The sequence below is a fragment of the Streptomyces herbicida genome, assembly GCF_032656585.1.
Classification (GTDB): domain Bacteria; phylum Actinomycetota; class Actinomycetes; order Streptomycetales; family Streptomycetaceae; genus Streptomyces; species Streptomyces herbicida.
In genome coordinates, this window is sequence record NZ_JAUYWJ010000001.1 from 743,920 (window position 1) to 762,114 (window position 18,195).

The 18,195-nt window shown below is 70.3% G+C and carries 22 protein-coding genes; 15 read left to right on the forward strand and 7 right to left on the reverse strand.

Features of this window, described 5'->3' with window-relative positions:
* Positions 1 to 127: 127 nt before the first annotated feature.
* Positions 128 to 568: a methylmalonyl-CoA epimerase gene (gene mce, locus Q8A52_RS03435; protein WP_316748605.1), complete on the reverse strand. Its 441-nt coding sequence runs from the start codon at positions 566 to 568 to the stop codon at positions 128 to 130.
* Positions 569 to 717: 149 nt separating this feature from the next.
* On the opposite strand from mce, the gene Q8A52_RS03440 reads away from it, so the two are divergent.
* The 3 genes from Q8A52_RS03440 (at position 718) to Q8A52_RS03450 (ending at position 4,327) form a co-directional block, all read left to right on the forward strand.
* Entirely contained in the window at positions 718 to 1,920 is a 1,203-nt protein-coding gene (locus Q8A52_RS03440) for an acetyl-CoA C-acetyltransferase (protein ID WP_316748607.1), read from the forward strand.
* 50 nt (positions 1,921 to 1,970) lie between these two features.
* A complete protein-coding gene (gene meaB, locus Q8A52_RS03445) occupies positions 1,971 to 2,927 on the forward strand; it encodes a methylmalonyl Co-A mutase-associated GTPase MeaB (RefSeq protein ID WP_316748609.1) in 957 nt (318 codons plus the stop codon).
* 143 nt (positions 2,928 to 3,070) lie between these two features.
* Positions 3,071 to 4,327, forward strand: a complete 1,257-nt coding sequence (locus tag Q8A52_RS03450) for an MFS transporter (protein ID WP_316748611.1) — start codon at positions 3,071 to 3,073, stop codon at positions 4,325 to 4,327.
* Positions 4,328 to 4,370: 43 nt separating this feature from the next.
* On the opposite strand, the gene Q8A52_RS03455 is transcribed toward Q8A52_RS03450, so the two are convergent.
* The 4 genes from Q8A52_RS03455 to Q8A52_RS03470 all read right to left on the reverse strand — a co-directional run bounded on the left by Q8A52_RS03455 (position 4,371) and on the right by Q8A52_RS03470 (position 7,027).
* The gene (locus Q8A52_RS03455) at positions 4,371 to 4,847 is read right to left on the reverse strand and encodes a MarR family winged helix-turn-helix transcriptional regulator (protein WP_316748613.1); all 477 of its coding nucleotides are present in this window, start codon (positions 4,845 to 4,847) and stop codon (positions 4,371 to 4,373) included.
* 92 nt (positions 4,848 to 4,939) lie between these two features.
* A complete protein-coding gene (locus Q8A52_RS03460; protein WP_316748766.1) occupies positions 4,940 to 5,695 on the reverse strand; it encodes an AIM24 family protein in 756 nt (251 codons plus the stop codon).
* Positions 5,696 to 5,742: 47 nt separating this feature from the next.
* Positions 5,743 to 6,393, reverse strand: coding sequence for an AIM24 family protein (locus Q8A52_RS03465; protein WP_316748615.1), 651 nt, complete (start codon positions 6,391 to 6,393; stop codon positions 5,743 to 5,745).
* A 1-nt stretch (position 6,394) separates the two neighbouring features.
* On the reverse strand, positions 6,395 to 7,027 hold the full coding sequence (locus Q8A52_RS03470; protein ID WP_316748768.1) for an AIM24 family protein: 633 nt from the start codon (positions 7,025 to 7,027) through the stop codon (positions 6,395 to 6,397).
* A 156-nt stretch (positions 7,028 to 7,183) separates the two neighbouring features.
* Between Q8A52_RS03470 and Q8A52_RS03475 the strand changes: the two genes are divergently transcribed.
* The 5 genes from Q8A52_RS03475 to Q8A52_RS03495 all read left to right on the forward strand — a co-directional run bounded on the left by Q8A52_RS03475 (position 7,184) and on the right by Q8A52_RS03495 (position 10,059).
* A complete protein-coding gene (locus tag Q8A52_RS03475) occupies positions 7,184 to 7,534 on the forward strand; it encodes a DUF3817 domain-containing protein (RefSeq protein WP_316748616.1) in 351 nt (116 codons plus the stop codon).
* A complete protein-coding gene (locus Q8A52_RS03480; RefSeq protein ID WP_316748618.1) occupies positions 7,531 to 7,824 on the forward strand; it encodes an MTH1187 family thiamine-binding protein in 294 nt (97 codons plus the stop codon). Before Q8A52_RS03475 ends, Q8A52_RS03480 begins: the two co-directional genes overlap by 4 nt.
* 149 nt (positions 7,825 to 7,973) lie before the next feature.
* Positions 7,974 to 8,735, forward strand: a complete 762-nt coding sequence (locus tag Q8A52_RS03485; protein ID WP_316748621.1) for a hypothetical protein — start codon at positions 7,974 to 7,976, stop codon at positions 8,733 to 8,735.
* Positions 8,732 to 9,412, forward strand: a complete 681-nt coding sequence (locus Q8A52_RS03490) for a DUF4166 domain-containing protein (protein WP_316748623.1) — start codon at positions 8,732 to 8,734, stop codon at positions 9,410 to 9,412. The genes Q8A52_RS03485 and Q8A52_RS03490 overlap by 4 nt, the downstream gene beginning before the upstream one ends.
* Positions 9,409 to 10,059 carry a TetR/AcrR family transcriptional regulator gene (locus Q8A52_RS03495; protein ID WP_316748625.1) on the forward strand — a complete coding sequence of 217 codons (651 nt, stop codon included), beginning with the start codon at positions 9,409 to 9,411 and terminating at the stop codon, positions 10,057 to 10,059. Before Q8A52_RS03490 ends, Q8A52_RS03495 begins: the two co-directional genes overlap by 4 nt.
* A gap of 19 nt (positions 10,060 to 10,078) precedes the next feature.
* On the opposite strand, the gene Q8A52_RS03500 is transcribed toward Q8A52_RS03495, so the two are convergent.
* Positions 10,079 to 11,059 (reverse strand): ArsR/SmtB family transcription factor, encoded by a 981-nt coding sequence (locus tag Q8A52_RS03500; RefSeq protein ID WP_316748627.1) that lies wholly within the window; start codon positions 11,057 to 11,059, stop codon positions 10,079 to 10,081.
* Between the two features lie 24 nt (positions 11,060 to 11,083).
* Here Q8A52_RS03500 and Q8A52_RS03505 point away from each other — a divergent pair, with 24 nt between their 5' ends.
* The 6 genes from Q8A52_RS03505 to Q8A52_RS03530 all read left to right on the forward strand — a co-directional run bounded on the left by Q8A52_RS03505 (position 11,084) and on the right by Q8A52_RS03530 (position 16,012).
* A complete protein-coding gene (locus Q8A52_RS03505) occupies positions 11,084 to 11,506 on the forward strand; it encodes a hypothetical protein (protein ID WP_316748629.1) in 423 nt (140 codons plus the stop codon).
* A gap of 67 nt (positions 11,507 to 11,573) precedes the next feature.
* Positions 11,574 to 12,806 (forward strand): MFS transporter, encoded by a 1,233-nt coding sequence (locus Q8A52_RS03510; protein ID WP_316748631.1) that lies wholly within the window; start codon positions 11,574 to 11,576, stop codon positions 12,804 to 12,806.
* 32 nt (positions 12,807 to 12,838) lie between these two features.
* Positions 12,839 to 13,348 carry a MarR family winged helix-turn-helix transcriptional regulator gene (locus Q8A52_RS03515; RefSeq protein ID WP_316748634.1) on the forward strand — a complete coding sequence of 170 codons (510 nt, stop codon included), beginning with the start codon at positions 12,839 to 12,841 and terminating at the stop codon, positions 13,346 to 13,348.
* 43 nt (positions 13,349 to 13,391) lie between these two features.
* On the forward strand, positions 13,392 to 13,730 hold the full coding sequence (locus Q8A52_RS03520) for a DUF3817 domain-containing protein (RefSeq protein ID WP_316748637.1): 339 nt from the start codon (positions 13,392 to 13,394) through the stop codon (positions 13,728 to 13,730).
* Between the two features lie 75 nt (positions 13,731 to 13,805).
* Positions 13,806 to 15,506: an acyl-CoA mutase large subunit family protein gene (locus Q8A52_RS03525; protein ID WP_316748639.1), complete on the forward strand. Its 1,701-nt coding sequence runs from the start codon at positions 13,806 to 13,808 to the stop codon at positions 15,504 to 15,506.
* A gap of 125 nt (positions 15,507 to 15,631) precedes the next feature.
* Complete coding sequence (locus Q8A52_RS03530) at positions 15,632 to 16,012, forward strand: DUF6086 family protein (protein ID WP_316748641.1); 381 nt, start codon at positions 15,632 to 15,634, stop codon at positions 16,010 to 16,012.
* A 62-nt stretch (positions 16,013 to 16,074) separates the two neighbouring features.
* Here Q8A52_RS03530 and Q8A52_RS03535 read toward each other — a convergent pair whose 3' ends face one another.
* Complete coding sequence (locus Q8A52_RS03535; RefSeq protein WP_316748643.1) at positions 16,075 to 16,701, reverse strand: TetR/AcrR family transcriptional regulator; 627 nt, start codon at positions 16,699 to 16,701, stop codon at positions 16,075 to 16,077.
* Positions 16,702 to 16,922: 221 nt separating this feature from the next.
* Here Q8A52_RS03535 and Q8A52_RS03540 point away from each other — a divergent pair, with 221 nt between their 5' ends.
* On the forward strand, positions 16,923 to 17,894 hold the full coding sequence (locus tag Q8A52_RS03540; protein ID WP_316748645.1) for a tetratricopeptide repeat protein: 972 nt from the start codon (positions 16,923 to 16,925) through the stop codon (positions 17,892 to 17,894).
* Positions 17,895 to 18,195 lie beyond the last annotated feature (301 nt).

An 18,195-nucleotide genomic window follows, 5' to 3' on the forward strand; every position in this document is an offset into this window, starting at 1 on the left:
TCAGATCAACGGCGGAGCACGGGCTCTGCTGCCCGACGCTCGCCCCCCGAAACCCGGACCCCGGCATGCGGCCGCCCGCGTTGTGGCGACGACCGCCCCCAACCCTACCGGCCCCTATGTACGAGGGTCAGTGCTCAGGTGACTCAACAGGCGCCGAAGTGACCAGTTCTGTCAGTACACCGTGGCAATCCTTGGGATGCAGGAAGGTGATCCGCGACCCCATGGAGCCGCGCCGTGGCTCCTCGTACAGAACGCGTACGCCCTTCTCGCGGATGTCCGCGGCGTCGGCGTCGACATCCGCCGTACCGAAGGCGATGTGGTGGACACCCTCGCCGTTCTTCGCCAGCCACTTCGCGACCGTGGAGTCCTCACGGGTCGGCTCGAGCAGCTGGAGGTACGAGGCCCCGCCGTCGGACGTATCGTTGATCTTGAGCATGGCCTCGCGTACGCCCTGCTCCTCATTGACCTCGGAGTGGAAAACCTCGAAGCCGTACGTGGCCCGGTAGAACTCGACGGTTGCGTCGAGGTCATGACAGGCGATCCCGATGTGGTCGATTCGCGTCAGCATGGATTCAGTGCAGCGCTCCGGAGGTGGTTACGCAACGTGCGCGCGATCACACCGACGGCCCGATGACGGGGTGCAGTACCGCTCAGTACATTCGAAGTAAACCCTCGTTCACTCCTCAGCTTTGTGCAGCTGGAAGGGGATCGCACCTCATGTCAGGAACGAACAGCTCGACATCGGTCATCGTCGCGGGTGCCCGCACCCCGATGGGGCGGCTGCTCGGCTCGCTCAAGTCATTCAGCGGGGCCGACCTCGGCGGTTTCGCGATCAAGGCCGCCCTCGACCGTGCGGGAATCGGCGGCGACCAGGTGCAGTACGTGATCATGGGCCAGGTGCTCCAGGCCGGGGCGGGGCAGATCCCGGCGCGCCAGGCCGCGGTCAAGGCCGGCATCCCGATGAACGTCCCGGCGCTCACCGTCAACAAGGTGTGTCTGTCCGGCCTCGACGCGATCGCCCTCGCCGACCAGCTGATCCGCGCCGGTGAGTTCGACATCGTGGTCGCGGGCGGCCAGGAGTCCATGACCAACGCGCCGCACCTGCTGCCGAAGTCCCGCGAGGGCTTCAAGTACGGCGCGGTCGAGATGCTCGACGCCATGGCGTACGACGGTCTGACCGACTCCTTCGAGGGAATCGCCATGGGCGAGTCCACGGAGAAGCACAACACCCGCCTGGGTATCCAGCGCCCCGAGCAGGACGAGATCGCCGCCCTGTCCCACCAGCGTGCCGCCGCCGCCCAGAAGAACGGCATCTTCGAGGCCGAGATCACCCCGGTCGAGATCCCGCAGCGCAAGGGCGACCCGGTCCTCTTCAGCAAGGACGAGGGCATCCGCGGCGACACGACCGCGGAGTCCCTGGGCAAGCTGCGCCCGGCGTTCACCCGGGACGGCACGATCACCGCCGGCACCTCCTCGCAGATCTCGGACGGTGCGGCGGCCGTGGTCGTGATGAGCAAGGCCAAGGCCCAGGAGCTCGGCCTGGAGTGGATCGCGGAGATCGGCGCCCACGGCAATGTGGCCGGCCCGGACAACTCGCTCCAGTCCCAGCCCTCCAACGCCATCCTGCACGCCCTCAAGAAGGAGGGCCTCGAGGTCTCCGACCTGGACCTCATCGAGATCAACGAGGCGTTCGCCGCGGTCGCGGTCCAGTCAATGAAGGACCTCGGCGTTTCCACCGAAATGGTGAACGTCAATGGCGGCGCCATCGCTCTGGGCCACCCGATCGGCATGTCCGGTGCCCGTCTCGTGCTGCACCTGGCGCTGGAGCTCAAGCGCCGCGGCGGCGGGGTCGGCGCGGCCGCGCTGTGCGGTGGCGGCGGTCAGGGTGATGCGCTGATCGTCCGGGTACCCAAGGCCTGAGTCCCCGTACGACAAGCAAGCGGTACGTCTCGTAAGCGAACGGAGCTGTGATGCAGGACGTCTCCTCTCTGGTGGCCCAGGCCAGGGAAGGCCGGCCGCGGGCCGTGGCCCGGCTGATCTCCCTGGTGGAGGGGGCGTCCCCGCAGCTCAGGGAGGTCATGGCGACGCTCGCGCCGCTGACCGGCAACGCCTATGTGGTCGGTCTCACCGGCTCCCCGGGCGTCGGCAAGTCGACATCCACCTCGGCGCTGGTGACCGCGTACCGCAAACAGGGCAAACGGGTCGGCGTCCTGGCCGTCGACCCGTCGTCCCCCTTCTCGGGCGGTGCCCTGCTCGGTGACCGCGTCCGTATGTCGGAGCACGCCTCCGACCCCGGCGTCTACATCCGCTCCATGGCCACCCGCGGCCATCTGGGCGGTCTGGCCTGGGCGGCGCCGCAGGCGATCCGCGTCCTGGACGCGGCGGGCTGCGACGTGATCCTGGTCGAGACGGTCGGCGTGGGTCAGTCGGAGGTGGAGATCGCCTCCCAGGCCGACACCTCCGTGGTCCTCCTCGCCCCGGGCATGGGCGACGGCATCCAGGCGGCCAAAGCCGGAATCCTGGAGATCGGCGATGTGTACGTGGTCAACAAGGCCGACCGCGACGGCGCCGACGCCACGGCCCGCGAACTGAACCACATGCTCGGTCTGGGCGAGTCCCGCGGCCCCGGCGACTGGCGCCCGCCGATCGTCAAGACGGTCGCCGCCCGGGCCGAGGGCATCGACGAGGTCGTGGAGGCCTTGGAGAAGCACCGAGCGTGGATGGAGGAGCGGGGCGTCCTGGCCGAGCGCCGGCTGGCCCGCGCGTCCCGCGAGGTCGAGACGATCGCGGTCACGGCCCTGCGGGAGCGCATCGGCGACCTGCACGGCGACCGCCACCTCGGTGCGCTGGCGGAGCGCATCGTGGCGGGGGAGCTGGACCCGTACCGTGCGGCGGACGAACTGGTGGCAAGCCTGACGGCGGGCTGATGGTCGCCAACCCCGAGGCGCGGCTGCTAATTTGATCCGCATGTTCCTCTCCTTGGCGTAGAGCGCACACCACGCCCCGACGACCGCCGGTCGTCGAGGCGATCAGGTGTCCCCGCTACGTCTCCTCCCGAGGAACCGCACGCATGTCCGCGCCCGCTTCGCCATGCCCCGCCCCCACCTCACGGCGGCCCTCGTACGCCGCCGTCCTGCGCGTCCCGCACGCGCGCCGCACCTTCGCCGCCGCCCTGGCGGCCCGCCTCTCCTACGGCACGGTCGCGCTGTCCGTGCTGCTGTCGGTGACCCGGGCGACCGGCTCGTACGCCGCTTCCGGCGCCGTGATGGCCGTCTTCGGCGCCTCGGCCGTCCTGCTGATGCCCGTGCGGGCGGCCCTCGTCGACCGCCACGGCCCGCGCCGCGCCCTGCTGCCCATGGCTGTGGCCCACAGCGCCCTGCTCTGCGCCCTGGCGGCCCTGACCTGGCGTCCCGGAACACCCGCGGCGCCGCTCGCCGCGGTCACCGCCCTCACCGGCGCCTGCGCGCCCCCGCTCGGTCCCACCATGCGCGCGGTGTGGGCCGAACTGGTCGGTGACCGGCGGCTTCTGCAGCGCGCCTACAGCCTGGACGGCGTGGCGGAGGAACTGCTGTTCGTCTCCGGGCCGGCCCTGGTCGGCGTCCTTCTGCGCTTCGGCCCGCCGCCCATGGGGCTGCTGCTCAGCGCCGCGCTGATGGTGACCGGGACCTGCGCGTTCGTGACATCACCGGCGGTGCGCGGCACGGGGCGCCCGAAGCCGGGGGGCGTACGCCGGGGGCGCGGACTCCCACCGGGACTGCTTCAACCGGTGGCCGCGGCGGCGGGCCTCGGCCTCGCCCTGAGCGGTGTGGAGCTGCTGGTGACGGCCTTCGCGCGGCAGCGGTCGTACGACGACGCCGTGGTCCCCTGGATCCTCGGAGCCCTCTCCGCGGGCAGCGCGGCGGGCGGCCTGCTGAACGGGGCGATGGCCTGGCGGGCCCCGGCGCGGGAACGCCTGCCGTGGCTCATGGCGGGCGCGGGCGTGACCCTCTCCCTGGCGGGCCTCGCCCCAGGGCCGTGGACCCTCGCCGCGGCCATGACCTGCGCGGGCGCCTTCGTCGCCCCGACCCTGACGACGGCGTACCTCCTCGCGGAGGAGACGGCGGAGGAAGCGACCCGGACACGGGCGGGAGCGTGGGTGAACGCGGCGGTGAACGCGGGTGGTTCGACCGGCTCGGTGACGGCCGGCCTGCTGATCGGCCGAGTTCCGCTCTGGGGGTGCTTCGCGCTGGCGGGCGTGGCGGCCGTGGTGACGGCGCCGGCCTGCCGCCCAGCCGCGCCCACCCGTACCGGCGTCAACGCCGGACAGCAAACGGCAGACGGGACCTGAACCCCCCCGCCTGCCGCCGGCTGTCGCTCGGCTCGGACTGCCGTCAGGGACGCCCCCGCTGCCCCCGCAGATGCTCGGCAATCGGCTTCAGTGCCTTGTCCAGCTCCGCCAGCGCGTCCGGCGACAGCAGATCGATGAAATGTCTCCGCACGGACGCCACATGATGCGGCGCCACCTTCTGCATCGTCTCCATGCCGTGCTCGGTGAGCACCGCGTAGAGCCCGCGGCGGTCGGACTCGCAGTTCTCGCGCCGTACGAGGTTCGCGTTCTCCATGCGCGTGATCTGGTGCGAGAGACGACTCTTGGACTGGAGGGTGGCGGACGCGAGGTCGCTCATCCGCATCCGTACGTCCTCCGACTCGGACAGATTCACCAGGATCTCGTAGTCGTTCATTGTCAGGCCGAACGGCTGCAGATCCTTTTCGAGCTGGTACGTCAACAGCCTGTTGACCTCCAGGTGGGTGCGCCAGGCGCACTGCTCCGCATCGGTCAGCCAGTGCGTGGCCGTCTCGGTCTCCATGAATGAAGTCTACCTAAGAAGTTGAAAGATGAACTAGCGAGGGTGGTGTGACAGTGCGCACGCGTTCGACGTCACACTCCGCAGACTACCGCTCACAGCCCGAAGCGACGCTGGAGGTCCCCCAGCTGTCCGGGAAGGCGCGGTGTGCCCGGAGGCTGTCCGTGACCTCCGGGTACCCCGCCGCCACCGGGTACGCCGGGCTCGTGCGGAACCGCTCCCGTGACCTGCTCGGCCATGAGGGTTTCGGTCGACTGGAGCAGGACGGTACCCGCCCCCACGAACTCGAACTGGTGCTCCTCCCCGGAGGCCCCGCCGAGGCCCGTCATTGCACGTAGACCGCCCATTACGCCGGTCAGGTAACCGTGGTCGTAGTGGTGGCACGGCGAGGGGCAGTCGGCCCACCCGACCAGTGCCTGGGGGTCCACCCGGATCGGAGGTTCCATGAACACCACCGGGCCGTTAGATGCAGCCACGAACTTGCCGGTTCCGATAAGGGTCAGAAAACCCGGCACGATCGACTGTTTGAGCGCAAGACTTGGCTGAAAAGCGAGCAGGTTGCCCGAGCGAATGGTCAGGTTGCCGTCGTCCAAGTCATACGAATTCACGTCGAAGGCCCGGTCGGCGAGGAGCATCTTGCCCGATCCCTCCGCCACGACCCAGTCGCTCGCGTGCAGAGGCGAATGGAACGCCGTACGGACAAGTCGGTCGAGTCGACCGTGCCCGATGCCGTTGAACTCGATCGCCCCGTAGTAGGCGATCATCTTCCCCTTCTGCAGGAACCACTGCCCGCTCTTGAGCTCCACGCAGAACGTGTACTTGTTGACGTTGTCGTCGACGGGCAGCGTCATGGGGTCGTGGATCACGGGGCCGGCCGCCCCGCCCCCCGGATACGTGGTCACAGCTTCTCCTCCGAGGCCTGGACGTACACCGTGCCGCTTCCGCTCAGCTCCAGCTGGAACGCCTCGCCGGAGCCGCGCCCCACCATGTCGCGCCAGCCCAGCGCGGTCGACAGCTTGTTGCGCACATCGCCGTGGTGGGCGACGTAGGCCTGCGGATCGACATGTACCGGGCGCTGTGGAGTGATGGGAAGCTCGAACACGCCTCCGTGCGCCATCACGGCGACGGCCCCGTGCCCCTTGAGGGTGGTGGTGAACAGCCCCTGTCCCGTCACCTGGCCCCGGACCATCCCCATGACCCCGCCCTGCGAGCCCATGAACATCGTCCCCTGCTGGAGCGTGCCCTCGAAGGCCAGCAGCCGGTCGGCCTCGACGTAGAGGGTGTCGCCGGAGAGGTTGATGACCTGGACGTGGTGGCCGCCGTGCCCGAAGAAGACGGTGCCGCTGCCCTCGACGGTCATCAGCGGGGTGGCCTCGCCCGCCACCCGGCGGCCGAGCATCGACATGATCCCGCCCTGGCCGCCCTGGATGTTGGGGGTGAAGGAGACGTCGCCCTTGTAGGCGAGCATGGCCCCGCGCTGACTGAACAGCCGCTGGCCGGGCAGCACCGTGGCCTCGACCATTTTGGAATTGATCTCCCGAAGGGCCATCTCACACGTCCCCCGCGATCGTGTTCCGCTCGCTCGGCTGCACGTACACCAGGCCGTCCCCCTCGAACCGGATCTGGAAGGCCTCGCCGCCGCCCTCGCCGAAGAACGTGCGGAACGTCACACCGGACTGGAAGGACTGCCGCACGTTCCCCTGGTGGGCGATGTAGGCCCCCGGGTCGACGATCAGCGGGTACTGGGAACTGACCCGCAGCACGACGGCCGGCCCGTCGGAGGTGATGGCCGCCTGCCCGTGCCCCTCGACCGTGGTCGTGAACAGCCCGTTGCCCTGCGAGGCCCCCCGCGGTCCGGTGAAGGTCGTGCCGGTGCGCAGCCCGGCGTCGGTCGCGAGCAGATTGCTCGACTCCACGTACAGCTTGTCCCCCTGGAGATTCACGAGGTTGATCTCGGACGCACGGTCCGCGAACCAACAGGTCCCGTGCCCCTTCACCTCCATCACGGTCATCTGCTCACCGGTGAGCCGCCGGGTCACCATCCCCCGGAGTCCCTCACCGCCGCCGCTCAGCTTTTTGAAGGCCATCTGCCCGTCGTACGCGACCATCGAGCCGTTCTTCGCCTTCACGGCATCCCCGGTCATGTCGACGGCGAGCACCTTGCTTCCTTGAAGTCGGAACATCGCCACGCAGCGAAGGTAGCGGCGGACGGCCGATGACGGACAGACCCCTCTCCCCGGGACCGGTGGGGCGTTTGCCACAATGGGCGAACGTTTGTGCTTGCGTTCACAAACGACACCGCACGAACCGCCGACCTCCCCTCCCACCGAAGGTGATCCGTGGACATCAAGACCGCCACCGCCATCCGCCGCCTGCGACTGGTCTCCGTACCGGAGGGCATCTCCTGGATCGTGCTCGCCACCTGCACGGTCATCAAGTACACGGTGACCTCGAGCGTCGACGTCGCCCGGTGGCTCGGACCGATCCACGGTGTGCTGTTCATCCTGTACGTGATCTTCTGGCTGGACGCCTTGAAGCGCGCCAAGTGGGACCGGAAGACGGCCGCCCTCTACTTCGCGTACTCGATCATCCCCGGCGGCGGCTTCGTCGCCGAGCGCAGGCTCCGCCGCGAGGCCGAGAACGCGGTCATCGCCGCCCGCGCCCGCAAGGAAGGGATCGTGAACGCATGATCGTCGCCTTCTCCGTGACGCCCCTGGGGGTCGGCGAGGACGTGGGGGAGTACGTCGCCGACGCCGTGCGTGTCGTCCGCGAGTCGGGGCTGCCCAACCGCACGGACGCCATGTTCACCTCCGTCGAGGGGGAGTGGGACGAGGTCATGGCCGTGGTGAAGCGTGCCGTCGCCGCCGTGGAGGAGCGCGCGCCGCGCGTGTCGCTCGTCCTCAAGGCCGACATCCGTCCCGGTGTGACCGACGGCCTCACCTCCAAGGTGGAGACGGTCGAGCGTCATCTGGCCGGCTGACCCGGCCCAGTTCCAGCGGAAGAGCCCCGGTCCCGAGGGTCGGGGTTTTCTCGCACCCCCTCTTTGAGCGATCGCTCAAAGAGGTGTACCTTCCTGGTCAGATCGTTTGAGCGGTCGCTCAAAAACCCGGCTGACATGGGGGACACCGAATGGCGAGCAAGGCGCTCTATATCGAGGCGCGCATACGCGCCGACCTCGAGGAGCTGTGGGTCCGTACCCAGGACCCCGCACGGCACCAGCGCTGGGACCTCCGGTTCACCGAGATCGACCATCTCCCGCGCGCGGAGGACGAGCCGCAGCGCTTCCGGTACGCGACGCGCCTCCTGCCCTTCCTCACCGTCTCCGGCACCGGAGTCTCCGCCGGCGAGAAGGAGCGCCCCGACGGCACCCGCACCTCCGCCCTGCGCTTCACCTCCCCGCACCCGCTCTCGCTGATCGCAGAGGGCAGCGGCTACTGGCGCTACGTCCCCGACGCCGACGGCGTCCGCTTCCTCACCGGGTACGACTACCGCCCCCGCTGGGGCGCCTTCGGGGCACTCGCGGACCGGGTGCTGCTGCGTCCGCTGATGGGCTGGGCGACCGCTTGGTCCTTCGACCGGCTGCGGCTGTGGCTGGAGCGCGGGATCACTCCCGAGCGGGCGCTGCTGAACTGGCTCGCCGAACTTGCCGTCCGCGCGCTCGTGCTCACCGTCGGCTGCGCCGGCCTCGGCCTCGGCTCCCTGGTCGGCCTGCTCGGAGCGCTCGCGCCCGCCGTGGCCTTCCTGTGCCCGCTCCTCCTCCTCGTCGCGATCTCCCTGGCCCTCTTCATGGCACCCCGCTCCGGCACCCCGGCCGCCCGCCGCTGCCTGCGCACCCCGCCCTCGCGCGTGCGCGCGCCCCGACTGCTGCGCACCCTGGAGAACCCGTCATGAGCTCGATGTTCCGCACCGTCATGGGCCCCGACTTCGACCGTCTCCACCCGCAGCTGCGGCGCCGGTTCTCAGTGGGCCTGGCGAGCGGCGAGGCCTGCACCGGCCGGGGCGTGATGGACCGCATCTGGCACGGCGGGGCCTTCGTGAAGCCGTTCCTGGCCCTCGGCACCACCCGCAACATCCTGGTCCCGCGCGAGGGCAGGAACATTCCTTTCAAGATCGAGAATGTGCCCTACGCGGACACCTTCGGGCGTGAGACGGTGACGTTCGTGCGCACCTTCGACCTGCCCGGACGCTCCCGCCGCTTCGACGCCCAGATGGTGCTGAGCCCCAAGGGGGACCGCATCCTCGACTACCTGGGCACCCACCAGCACCTCGCCAGCGAGCTGCACTTCCGGGCCGAGCCCGACGGCTCCCTGGTCATCCGCTCCGGCGAGCACCGCTTCCGGGAGGGCGCGGTCGACGTCCGCGTGCCCGAACTCATCGGCGCCACGGCCGAGGTGCGGGAGTCCTACGACGACGCGGCGGGCCGCTTCCGCATCCGCGTGCGGGTGGTGAACAAGTACTTCGGCCCGCTCTTCGGCTACGAGGGTTCCTTCACGGCGTCCTACACGAACATACGGACCTGCGGCGTGCGACCCGGTCTGCGCCCGGTCCGCGAGGAGTCCCGCGCATGAGCCCGGAGACGGTGAAGTCCCAGGAGACCAAGACCAAACTCCTGGAGGGCGCGCTGCGGACGCTCACCGAACAGGGCATCGCCAAGACGTCGGCCCGTACGGTCGCCGCGGCCGCCGGAGTCAATCAGGCGCTCGTCTTCTACCACTTCGGATCCGTGGACGAACTTCTCGCCGCCGCCTGCCGCTACGGCGCAGAGAAGGCGGTGGCCCGGTACCGCAGCCGCCTCGCCGCCGTCACCTCCCTGTCCGAACTCCTCGCCGTCGGCCGCGAGATACACGAGCAGGAGCGGGCGGGGGGCCATGTGGCCCTTCTCGGCCAGCTGCTCGCCGGTGCCCAGACCCACGAGATCCTCCGCCCGGCCACCGCCGCGGGCCTCGATCTGTGGATCACCGAGATCCAGAAGGTGCTGACGCGGGTGCTCGCCGACACCCCCTTCGGCGAGTTCACCGACCCGGCGGGCCTGGCGCGTGCCCTCGCCGCCTCGTTCGTCGGCATCGAGCTGTACGAGGGCGTGGACGAGACCGGCGCCCATGCCGCCCTCGACGCCCTGGAGCAACTCGGCGCCCTCGTGGCCGCCCTGGAGGAACTGGGCCCTGTCGCCCAGCGCGCGGTCCGCCACCATCTGCGCCGCACCAGCCGCCGCTGACGGCCCCCGGTGGGGCGCCCTACTCGCCGGACGCCAGCATGATCCCCAGCGGCGTCCGCTCGTACAGCACCTGGTGCCCATAGCGCCGCGAGGTGAGAAGGCCCGAGTCCCGAAGCACCGTCAGATGCGTGGACACCGAGGACGCGGCGAGCCCCAGGCGGTGGGCGAGGGCGGTGGTGGTCGACGGTTCGTCCAGAGCCGTCAGCACGGCGGCCCGGCCACGTCCCAGCAGCCGTACCAGTGTGTCCGGGGCGCGGTCCGCGGGCTCGGACCACAGCCCGCCGATACCGCGGGCCGGATAGACCAGGGCGGGCTGCCAGGGCGGTTCGAAGCCGGTGACCACGTCCGGCCAGCTGAACACGCTCGGCATCAGCACCAGGCCCTGCCCGCCGAGGTGCCGCTCGTACTCGCCCGCCGACTCGACGGTCAGCGTTCCGGCGTGCCAGCCGAAGCGCCGGCTGAGCTCCGGCAGCAGGCCGCCCAGGCCGACCTCGGCCAGCCGCCGGGAGTGGAAGGCGACATCGGCGTCGAGCAGGGCGCGCAGCCGGGGCCAGTCCGGTTCGACGAGGACGTGCCAGGCCTGTTCCATCGCGTCCGCCAGCTCCCGCACCATCCGCTCCGGGTCGGCCAGCCAGGCCCGGCCCTGCGGCGACTCCAGCGCGCCGGGGGTGTCCGCGAGCGAGCGGGCCGTGTCCGCACGCGCCGCCTCCGGATCGGCCGTGCGCACGGCCGCGATCTCCTCCTCGAAGGTGGCCGCGGGACCGAGCGGGGGCGGCCCGAGCCAGTCGGGGGAGTGGCCGCGGCGCGGCATCAGCAGCCACAGCGGGGTCAGGTCGAGCCCGGCGGCCGCCCGGCGGATCCGGCGCAGCCAGGGCGCGTGGTAGCCGTGCCGGTCCGGGCGCTTGAGCGTGCGCACCGCGTCCTGCGTCTCCCACAGCGGTGACACCGCGAACCGGCACCTGAGGAAGTCCCCGTCCTCGAAATACAGCCGCGACGGCACGATGCACCTCCCCAGAATGGCGACATGAGAACCGAAGAGGACACCCCGCCGGCGGAACGCATTCTCCTCGTCGAGAGCCGTGCCGACGACAGAGCCCTCGCCGCCCTCGGACATGAGCTCCCCGAGCGGTCCGCCAACGAGGAAGCCCTCTTCCTCTCGTACAACTATGCGGACGTACCGGTGGGACGACGCTACGACTGCTGCTTCCGGCGTGCCGACGAGAGCGACGTCGCCTGGGTCACGGTCACCGTCGTCGCGGTGACCCAGCAGTTCGGCCGGGTGTTCGACGAGATCCCGCACGGCTGGAAGACCCTGACCCTGCTGCGGTTCGATCCGGAGATCCCGGCGCTGATCCGCGACCTGCCGGCGGCCTCCGCCTGGTTCGAGCAGCGCGTCTCGCTGTACATCTCCGACCAGGAGACCTGGCAGGTGCGGACCGGGAGCTGAGCTCTGAGGATTCGGACCACGCCGAATCTCTGGGGGCCGAGCCCTCGACGCCTGCACGCTGCCGTCCATGTCAGCCGTGCAACAGAAACCGGTGGCCCAGCCCGCCGGCTATGTCCGTGTCTTCGCCGTGCCCGAGTTCCGGGCCGTCTTCGCCGCCCACACGCTGTCCATGCTCGGCGTGATCGTCAGCGAGATCGCGCTGTCCGTGCTCGTGTACGACCTCACCGGCTCGCCGCTGATGAGCGCGCTCGCCTTCGCGCTCGGCTTTCTGCCGTACCTCGTCGGCGGCACCCTGCTCTCAGGCGTCGCCGACCGATTCCCGGCCCGGCGGGTGCTGGTGGTGTGCGACCTGGCGTGTGCGGGGTGCGTCGCGCTGATGGCGCTGCCGGGGGCGCACATCGCCGTCCTGCTCGCGCTGCGCTGCGCTCTCGCGGTCGTCTCGCCGGTGTTCGCGGGGACGCGCATGGCGACCCTCGCGGACATCCTCGGCGACGGTGACCTGTTCGTGCTGGGCCGCTCCCTGCTGCGGATCGTCGCGCAGAGCTCGCTGCTGGTCGGATACGGGCTGGGCGGGCTGCTGCTCACCGTCGTGGCGCCGCGGCACGCGCTGCTGATCACCGTGGGCACCTTTCTGGCCTCGGCCGCGCTGCTGCGCCTCGGCACCCGGCGGCGGCCCGCCCGGGCCAGGGAGGCCGGGAACCCCCGGGGCGCCCGGCAGGTGTTCGCCGACCGGCGGGTCCTGGTCCTGCTGCTCCTGTCCTGGGTGCCGCCCATGTTCTCGGTGGCGCCGGAGGCGCTGGCCGCCCCGTACGCCGATGAGCTCGGGGCGGGATCCGCCGGACTCGGCCTGCTGATGTGCGCCCTGCCCGTGGGGACGATCGCGGGCGAGGTGTTCGCGGGTTCCCGGCTGCGGCCCGTGGCCCGCGAGCGGATCGCGCTGCCGCTGGTCTGCCTGACGCTGCTGCCCTACCTCGGCTACGCCCTGCACCCCGGGCTGCCGGTCTCGCTTCTCCTGCTGCTGCTCTCCGGCGCCGGATCCGCGTACACCCTGGGCCTGGACCAGTGGTTCGTCCGGGACGTGCCACCGGAGCTGCGCGGGCGGGCCATGACGGTGCTCAGCGCGGGGCTGATGACGATCCAGGGCGTGGGCATGGCCCTGGCGGGCGCGGCGGCCGAGGCCGTCGGCGTGACCGCGACCGTCGCGGGCGCCGGAGCGCTGGGCGCGCTGTCCTGCTGTGCGCTGGCGGCCGCGGTCCGGCGTACCGGGGCTCCGGGCGACCGAAAGCCGAGACAGAGCTGAACCCGAAATGACCGGCCGGTAGGGTCGGTGCCGTGCCGAAGCCTCTCAGCCTTCCCTTCGACCCCATCGCCCGTGCCGACGATCTCTGGAAGCAGCGCTGGGGAAACGTGCCGTCGATGGCCGCGATCACCTCGATCATGCGTGCGCACCAGATCCTGCTCGGCGAGGTCGACGCGGTGGTGAAGCCGTATGGACTGACCTTCGCGCGCTACGAGGCGCTGGTGCTGCTCACCTTCTCCAAGGCCGGCGAGCTGCCGATGTCGAAGATCGGTGAGCGGCTCATGGTGCATCCCACCTCCGTGACGAACACCGTGGACCGGCTGGTGAAGTCGGGTCTGGTGGCCAAGCGGCCCAACCCCAACGACGGGCGCGGCACGCTCGCCGTCATCACGGAGAAGGGCCGCGAGGTGGTGGAGGCGGCCACCCGGGACCTGATGGCGATGGACTTCGGGCTCGGGGTGTACGACACGGAGGAGTGCGGGGAGATCTTCGCGATGCTGCGGCCGCTGCGGGTCGCGGCACACGACTTCGACGAGCAGTGACCCGGGACAAGATCTCCCGGAACGGGCGGTTACGCTCATCGGCATGAAGAAAAGCGTGCTGACCCGCTACCGCGTCCTGGCCTATGTCACCGGTGTGCTGCTCGTGCTGCTGTGCCTGAGCATGATCGCCAAGTACGGGCTGGACGTCGACGGCGCGGCGGACTTCACCCGGGTCGTGGCCATCGCCCACGGCTGGCTGTACGTCGTGTACCTCGTCTTCGCCTTCGACCTGGGCTCCAAGGCGAAGTGGCCGGTCGGCAAGCAGCTGTGGGTGCTCCTCGCGGGCACCATCCCGACCGCCGCGTTCTTCGTCGAGCGGAAGGTCAGCCGCGAGCTGGAGACCAAGGTCGCCGACCAGGTCCCGGCCGTCGCCGAAGCGTAGGCTCCACCGCCGCGCGAGTACCGCGCGGCGGTTTGCCATCGACATTTACTAGGACGTCCTAGTAAATTCGATGGTATGGACGCTGACGCCATCGATGAGGGCCGCACACGCTGGCAGGCCCGGTACGACGCCGCGCGCAAGCGCGATGCCGACTTCACCACGCTCTCCGGAGACCCCGTGGAGCCGGTCTACGGACCCCGACCCGGGGACACCTACGAGGGCTTCGAGCGGATCGGCTGGCCCGGGGAGTACCCCTTCACCCGCGGGCTGTACCCGACCGGCTACCGCGGCCGCACCTGGACCATCCGCCAGTTCGCCGGGTTCGGCAACGCCGAGCAGACCAATGAGCGGTACAAGATGATCCTGGCCGCCGGCGGCGGCGGTCTGTCCGTGGCGTTCGACATGCCCACGCTCATGGGACGCGACTCCGACGACCCGCGCTCGCTGGGCGAGGTCGGGCACTGTGGAGTGGCGATCGACTCGGCGGCGGACATGGAGGTCCTGTTCAAGGACATCCCGCTGGGTGATGTCACGACGTCGATGACGATCAGCGGACCGGCGGTCCCCGTCTTCTGCATGTACCTGGTCGCGGCCGAGCGCCAGGGCGTCGACCCGTCCGTCCTCAACGGCACGCTGCAGACCGACATCTTCAAGGAGTACATCGCCCAGAAGGAGTGGCTCTTCCAGCCCGAGCCCCATCTGCGGCTGATCGGCGACCTGATGGAGCACTGCGCGGCCGGCATCCCCGCCTACAAGCCGCTGTCCGTCTCCGGCTACCACATCCGCGAGGCCGGGGCGACGGCCGCGCAGGAGCTGGCCTACACGCTCGCCGACGGCTTCGGGTACGTGGAGCTGGGCCTCTCGCGCGGCCTGGACGTGGACGTCTTCGCGCCCGGCCTGTCCTTCTTCTTCGACGCCCACGTCGACTTCTTCGAGGAGATCGCCAAGTTCCGGGCGGCGCGCCGGATCTGGGCCCGCTGGATGCGGGACGTGTACGGGGCGAAGAGCGACAAGGCCCAGTGGCTGCGCTTCCACACCCAGACCGCCGGTGTCTCGCTGACCGCCCAGCAGCCGTACAACAACGTGGTGCGCACGGCCGTGGAGGCGCTCGCGGCGGTGCTCGGCGGGACCAACTCGCTGCACACCAACGCCCTGGACGAGACCCTCGCGCTGCCGAGCGAACAGGCCGCGGAGATCGCCCTGCGCACCCAGCAGGTGCTGATGGAGGAGACCGGGGTCGCCAACGTGGCCGACCCGCTGGGCGGTTCCTGGTACGTCGAGCAGCTGACGGACCGGATCGAGGCCGACGCGGAGAAGATCTTCGACCAGATCAAGGAGCGCGGGCTGCGCGCCCACCCCGACGGGCGGCACCCGATCGGTCCGATCACCTCCGGCATCCTGCGCGGGATCGAGGACGGCTGGTTCACCGGCGAGATCGCGGAGTCCGCGTTCCGCTACCAGCAGTCCCTGGAGAAGGGCGACAAGAAGGTCGTCGGCGTCAACGTCAACACCGGCTCCGTCACCGGGGACCTGGAGATCCTGCGGGTCAGTCACGAGGTGGAGCGGGAGCAGGTCCGGGCGCTGGGCGCGCGCAGGACCGCCCGCGACGAGGCCCGCGTCCGTACGGCCCTGGACGCGATGCTCGCCGCGGCGCGCGACGGCTCCAACATGATCGAGCCCATGCTGGACGCCGTACGCGCCGAGGCCACCCTGGGCGAGATCTGCGGGGTGCTGCGGGACGAGTGGGGGGTGTACACGGAGCCCGCGGGCTTCTGAGACACCCGAGCCGCATGGCGAACGCGCGCCGCACGCCGACTGGTGTGCGGCGCGCACCCTTGTGATGTTCACCGAGAGCGACGCCGCCGGTCGTTCGACATCGAGATCAAGCTGTGGGGGTTGTGGTGGGATACGAGTTCACCTCCCGCGAGGACGACGACGAGTGGGTGTGGTGGCCGGGCGCGATGACGGGCGAGCTGTTCATGGGAGCCGCCACCGCGCTCGGTTCGGTCCTGAAAATGCCGACCGGGCTGCAGGAAGTGCCGATCAACTGGGTCAAGGTCGACCCCGGCCCGTACGCCGCGTTCGTCGACGCGGCTGTGGACCTGAAGTGTGAGAGACCCCACGGCGAGCTGGGCTGTCTGCTGGGCGGCGTCGTCCCGCTGATGATCATGCTGGCCGACAACGTGGGGGCCCGGCTGAACGCCGCCACCCAGGAGAAGCGCTCCTACGTGGAGTGGGCCCGCAACCAGTCGTTCGGGCAGCGAGGGCTCCGCAAGACGTGATCCCTTGACGTCGGCACGTCGGGAAGCCGGTAGGCGTACAGCGTCCGGCTGCGCCCCCACCCCTAGGCGTCCTGCGACGCTCCCGTCAGGCCCAGCAGCAGTACCCGCGTGAAGCCGTGCACCCACTCCTCGTCGGCCGGCTCGGCGCTGACGAGCGTGCGGTGCACCACCGCGCCCGCCACCATGTCGAAGATGAGGTCCACCGTGCGTGCGGCGTCCTCCGGGCCTGCCTCGGGGGGCAGCTCGCCGCGCCTCTGGGCCCGTGCGCGGCCCTCCAGGACCAGGCACTTCTGGCGGTCCACGATGGAGTCGCGGATGCGCTCGCGCAGCGCGTCGTCCCGGGTCGACTCCGCGACCACCGCCATCAAGCCACTTTTCGCCTCCGGCCGGGCCAGGATCGCGGCGAACTGGAGCACCACGCCCTCGATGTCGGCCGCCAGGGAGCCCCGGTCGGGAAGGACGAGTTCGTCGAAGAGCTCGGCCACCGCGTCGACCACGAGCTCGTTCTTGCCCGACCAGCGACGGTAGAGCGTCGTCTTTGCAACCCCCGCCCGCGTGGCCACGTCTCCCAGGGTGAGCTTCGACCAGCCCAGTTCGACCAGCGCCTGCCGGGTCGCCGCCAGGATCGCGGTGTCCGCGGCGGCGCTGCGTGGGCGTCCGGTGCGGGTGGCGGGAGTGCGGCTCTGCATCCCATGACCATAACCGGCCGTTCTTGTGCAGTCGTGAGGGAGATCACCGCGGCGTGGTGTCGCGGAGACCCGCGATGGGATTACGCTACGAGTCGTAGCGAAAGCTCGCGCTGGACGTGCGCGGGCGGCGCACACGCACGACGACCCAGAGGCGTGGGGTGGGGACCCGGCGCTTTCACATCGTTTTTCACACACGCGCGGGAACGGGGGAGGATAGACGCATGCAGCCACGGAACATGTCCATGAGCGGCGTCGTCGACCTCGCCGCGGTGAAGGCGGCCCAGGAGGCCAAGGCCAAGGCGGAGCAGGCGCGCGCCGAGGCCGCCCGGCAGGGCGGGGCGGGGGCCGTCTCCCCGGCCGATCTCGTCATCGATGTCGGCGAGGCCACCTTCGAACTCGACGTTCTGCAGCGCTCCGCAGAGGTACCGGTCGTCATCGACTTCTGGGCCGAGTGGTGTCAGCCCTGCAAGCAGCTGAGCCCCGTCCTGGAGCGGCTCGCCGTCGAGTACAACGGCCGCTTTCTGCTCGCCAAGATCGACGTCGACGCCAACCAGATGCTGATGCAGCAGTTCGGGGTGCAGGGCATCCCGGCCGTCTTCGCCGTCGTCGCGGGCCAGGCGTTGCCGCTCTTCCAGGGGGCGGCCGGTGAGGAGCAGATCCGGCAGACACTCGACCAGCTGGTGCAGGTCGCCGAGCAGCGCTTCGGGCTGACCGGCCTGACCGTCGACCCCGACGCCGAGCCGGGCGGGCGTCCGGCCCCCGCGGTACCGGCCGGGCCGCACGACGCGCTCCTGGAGGCCGCCGTAGAGGCCCTGGACGCGGGCGACCTTGGCGGGGCGATCCAGGCGTACAAGAACGTGCTGAGCGAGGACCCGGGCAATCCCGAGGCCGAACTGGGTCTCGCGCAGGCCGAGTTGCTCCAGCGGGTGCAGGGCGTGGACCCGCAGCAGGTGCGGAGGGACGCCGCCGAGAAGCCGGCGGACGCACAGGCGCAGATCGCCGCCGCCGACCTGGATCTGGTCGGGGGTCATGTGGAGGACGCCTTCGGGCGGCTCATCGAGACGGTGACGCGTACGGAGGGTGACGACCGGGATGCCGTACGTCGTCGGCTGCTCGAGCTCTTCGAGCTGGTCGGTGCCGACGACCCGAGAGTGATCGGTGCCCGTCGGGCGCTGGCCCGGGCGCTGTTCTGACCGGGGTTTCGAGCGGGGTGGCGGGCCGGTTCTGACCAGTCGCTAAACGTCACGTCGTGTGATGCCCGAGTGAAAGATTTGCCGACGAGGCGTCAGTGCGGCCGCGCTTTACCAAATCTTGGTAATCGCGGCCGCTGTTACTCGGAGTAAATCCAGGGCGCAGTTCTGTCTGGTTCTGTCCAAGAGTAAACGGGTTTGCTCTGCCCCGGGATGCCACTGAGGGTGGCCTTCCGAGACCGCCGGGTCGTTCTTCGGTTATCCGGCCGTTACTAGCGAGTAACGAACCCCCTTGTGCGGGCGG

Bases quoted from the DNA above. Each gene is read 5' to 3' on its own strand.
- mce (WP_316748605.1), bottom strand. From the start codon at position 568: ATGCTGACGCGAATCGACCACATCGGGATCGCCTGTCATGACCTCGAC.
- Q8A52_RS03440 (WP_316748607.1), top strand. From the start codon at position 718: ATGTCAGGAACGAACAGCTCGACATCGGTCATCGTCGCGGGTGCCCGC.
- meaB (WP_316748609.1), top strand. From the start codon at position 1,971: ATGCAGGACGTCTCCTCTCTGGTGGCCCAGGCCAGGGAAGGCCGGCCG.
- Q8A52_RS03450 (WP_316748611.1), top strand. From the start codon at position 3,071: ATGTCCGCGCCCGCTTCGCCATGCCCCGCCCCCACCTCACGGCGGCCC.
- Q8A52_RS03455 (WP_316748613.1), bottom strand. From the start codon at position 4,847: ATGGAGACCGAGACGGCCACGCACTGGCTGACCGATGCGGAGCAGTGC.
- Q8A52_RS03460 (WP_316748766.1), bottom strand. From the start codon at position 5,695: ATGACGCTGCCCGTCGACGACAACGTCAACAAGTACACGTTCTGCGTG.
- Q8A52_RS03465 (WP_316748615.1), bottom strand. From the start codon at position 6,393: ATGGCCCTTCGGGAGATCAATTCCAAAATGGTCGAGGCCACGGTGCTG.
- Q8A52_RS03470 (WP_316748768.1), bottom strand. From the start codon at position 7,027: ATGTTCCGACTTCAAGGAAGCAAGGTGCTCGCCGTCGACATGACCGGG.
- Q8A52_RS03480 (WP_316748618.1), top strand. From the start codon at position 7,531: ATGATCGTCGCCTTCTCCGTGACGCCCCTGGGGGTCGGCGAGGACGTG.
- Q8A52_RS03485 (WP_316748621.1), top strand. From the start codon at position 7,974: ATGGCGAGCAAGGCGCTCTATATCGAGGCGCGCATACGCGCCGACCTC.
- Q8A52_RS03490 (WP_316748623.1), top strand. From the start codon at position 8,732: ATGAGCTCGATGTTCCGCACCGTCATGGGCCCCGACTTCGACCGTCTC.
- Q8A52_RS03495 (WP_316748625.1), top strand. From the start codon at position 9,409: ATGAGCCCGGAGACGGTGAAGTCCCAGGAGACCAAGACCAAACTCCTG.
- Q8A52_RS03505 (WP_316748629.1), top strand. From the start codon at position 11,084: ATGAGAACCGAAGAGGACACCCCGCCGGCGGAACGCATTCTCCTCGTC.
- Q8A52_RS03510 (WP_316748631.1), top strand. From the start codon at position 11,574: ATGTCAGCCGTGCAACAGAAACCGGTGGCCCAGCCCGCCGGCTATGTC.
- Q8A52_RS03520 (WP_316748637.1), top strand. From the start codon at position 13,392: ATGAAGAAAAGCGTGCTGACCCGCTACCGCGTCCTGGCCTATGTCACC.
- Q8A52_RS03525 (WP_316748639.1), top strand. From the start codon at position 13,806: ATGGACGCTGACGCCATCGATGAGGGCCGCACACGCTGGCAGGCCCGG.
- Q8A52_RS03535 (WP_316748643.1), bottom strand. From the start codon at position 16,701: ATGCAGAGCCGCACTCCCGCCACCCGCACCGGACGCCCACGCAGCGCC.
- Q8A52_RS03540 (WP_316748645.1), top strand. From the start codon at position 16,923: ATGCAGCCACGGAACATGTCCATGAGCGGCGTCGTCGACCTCGCCGCG.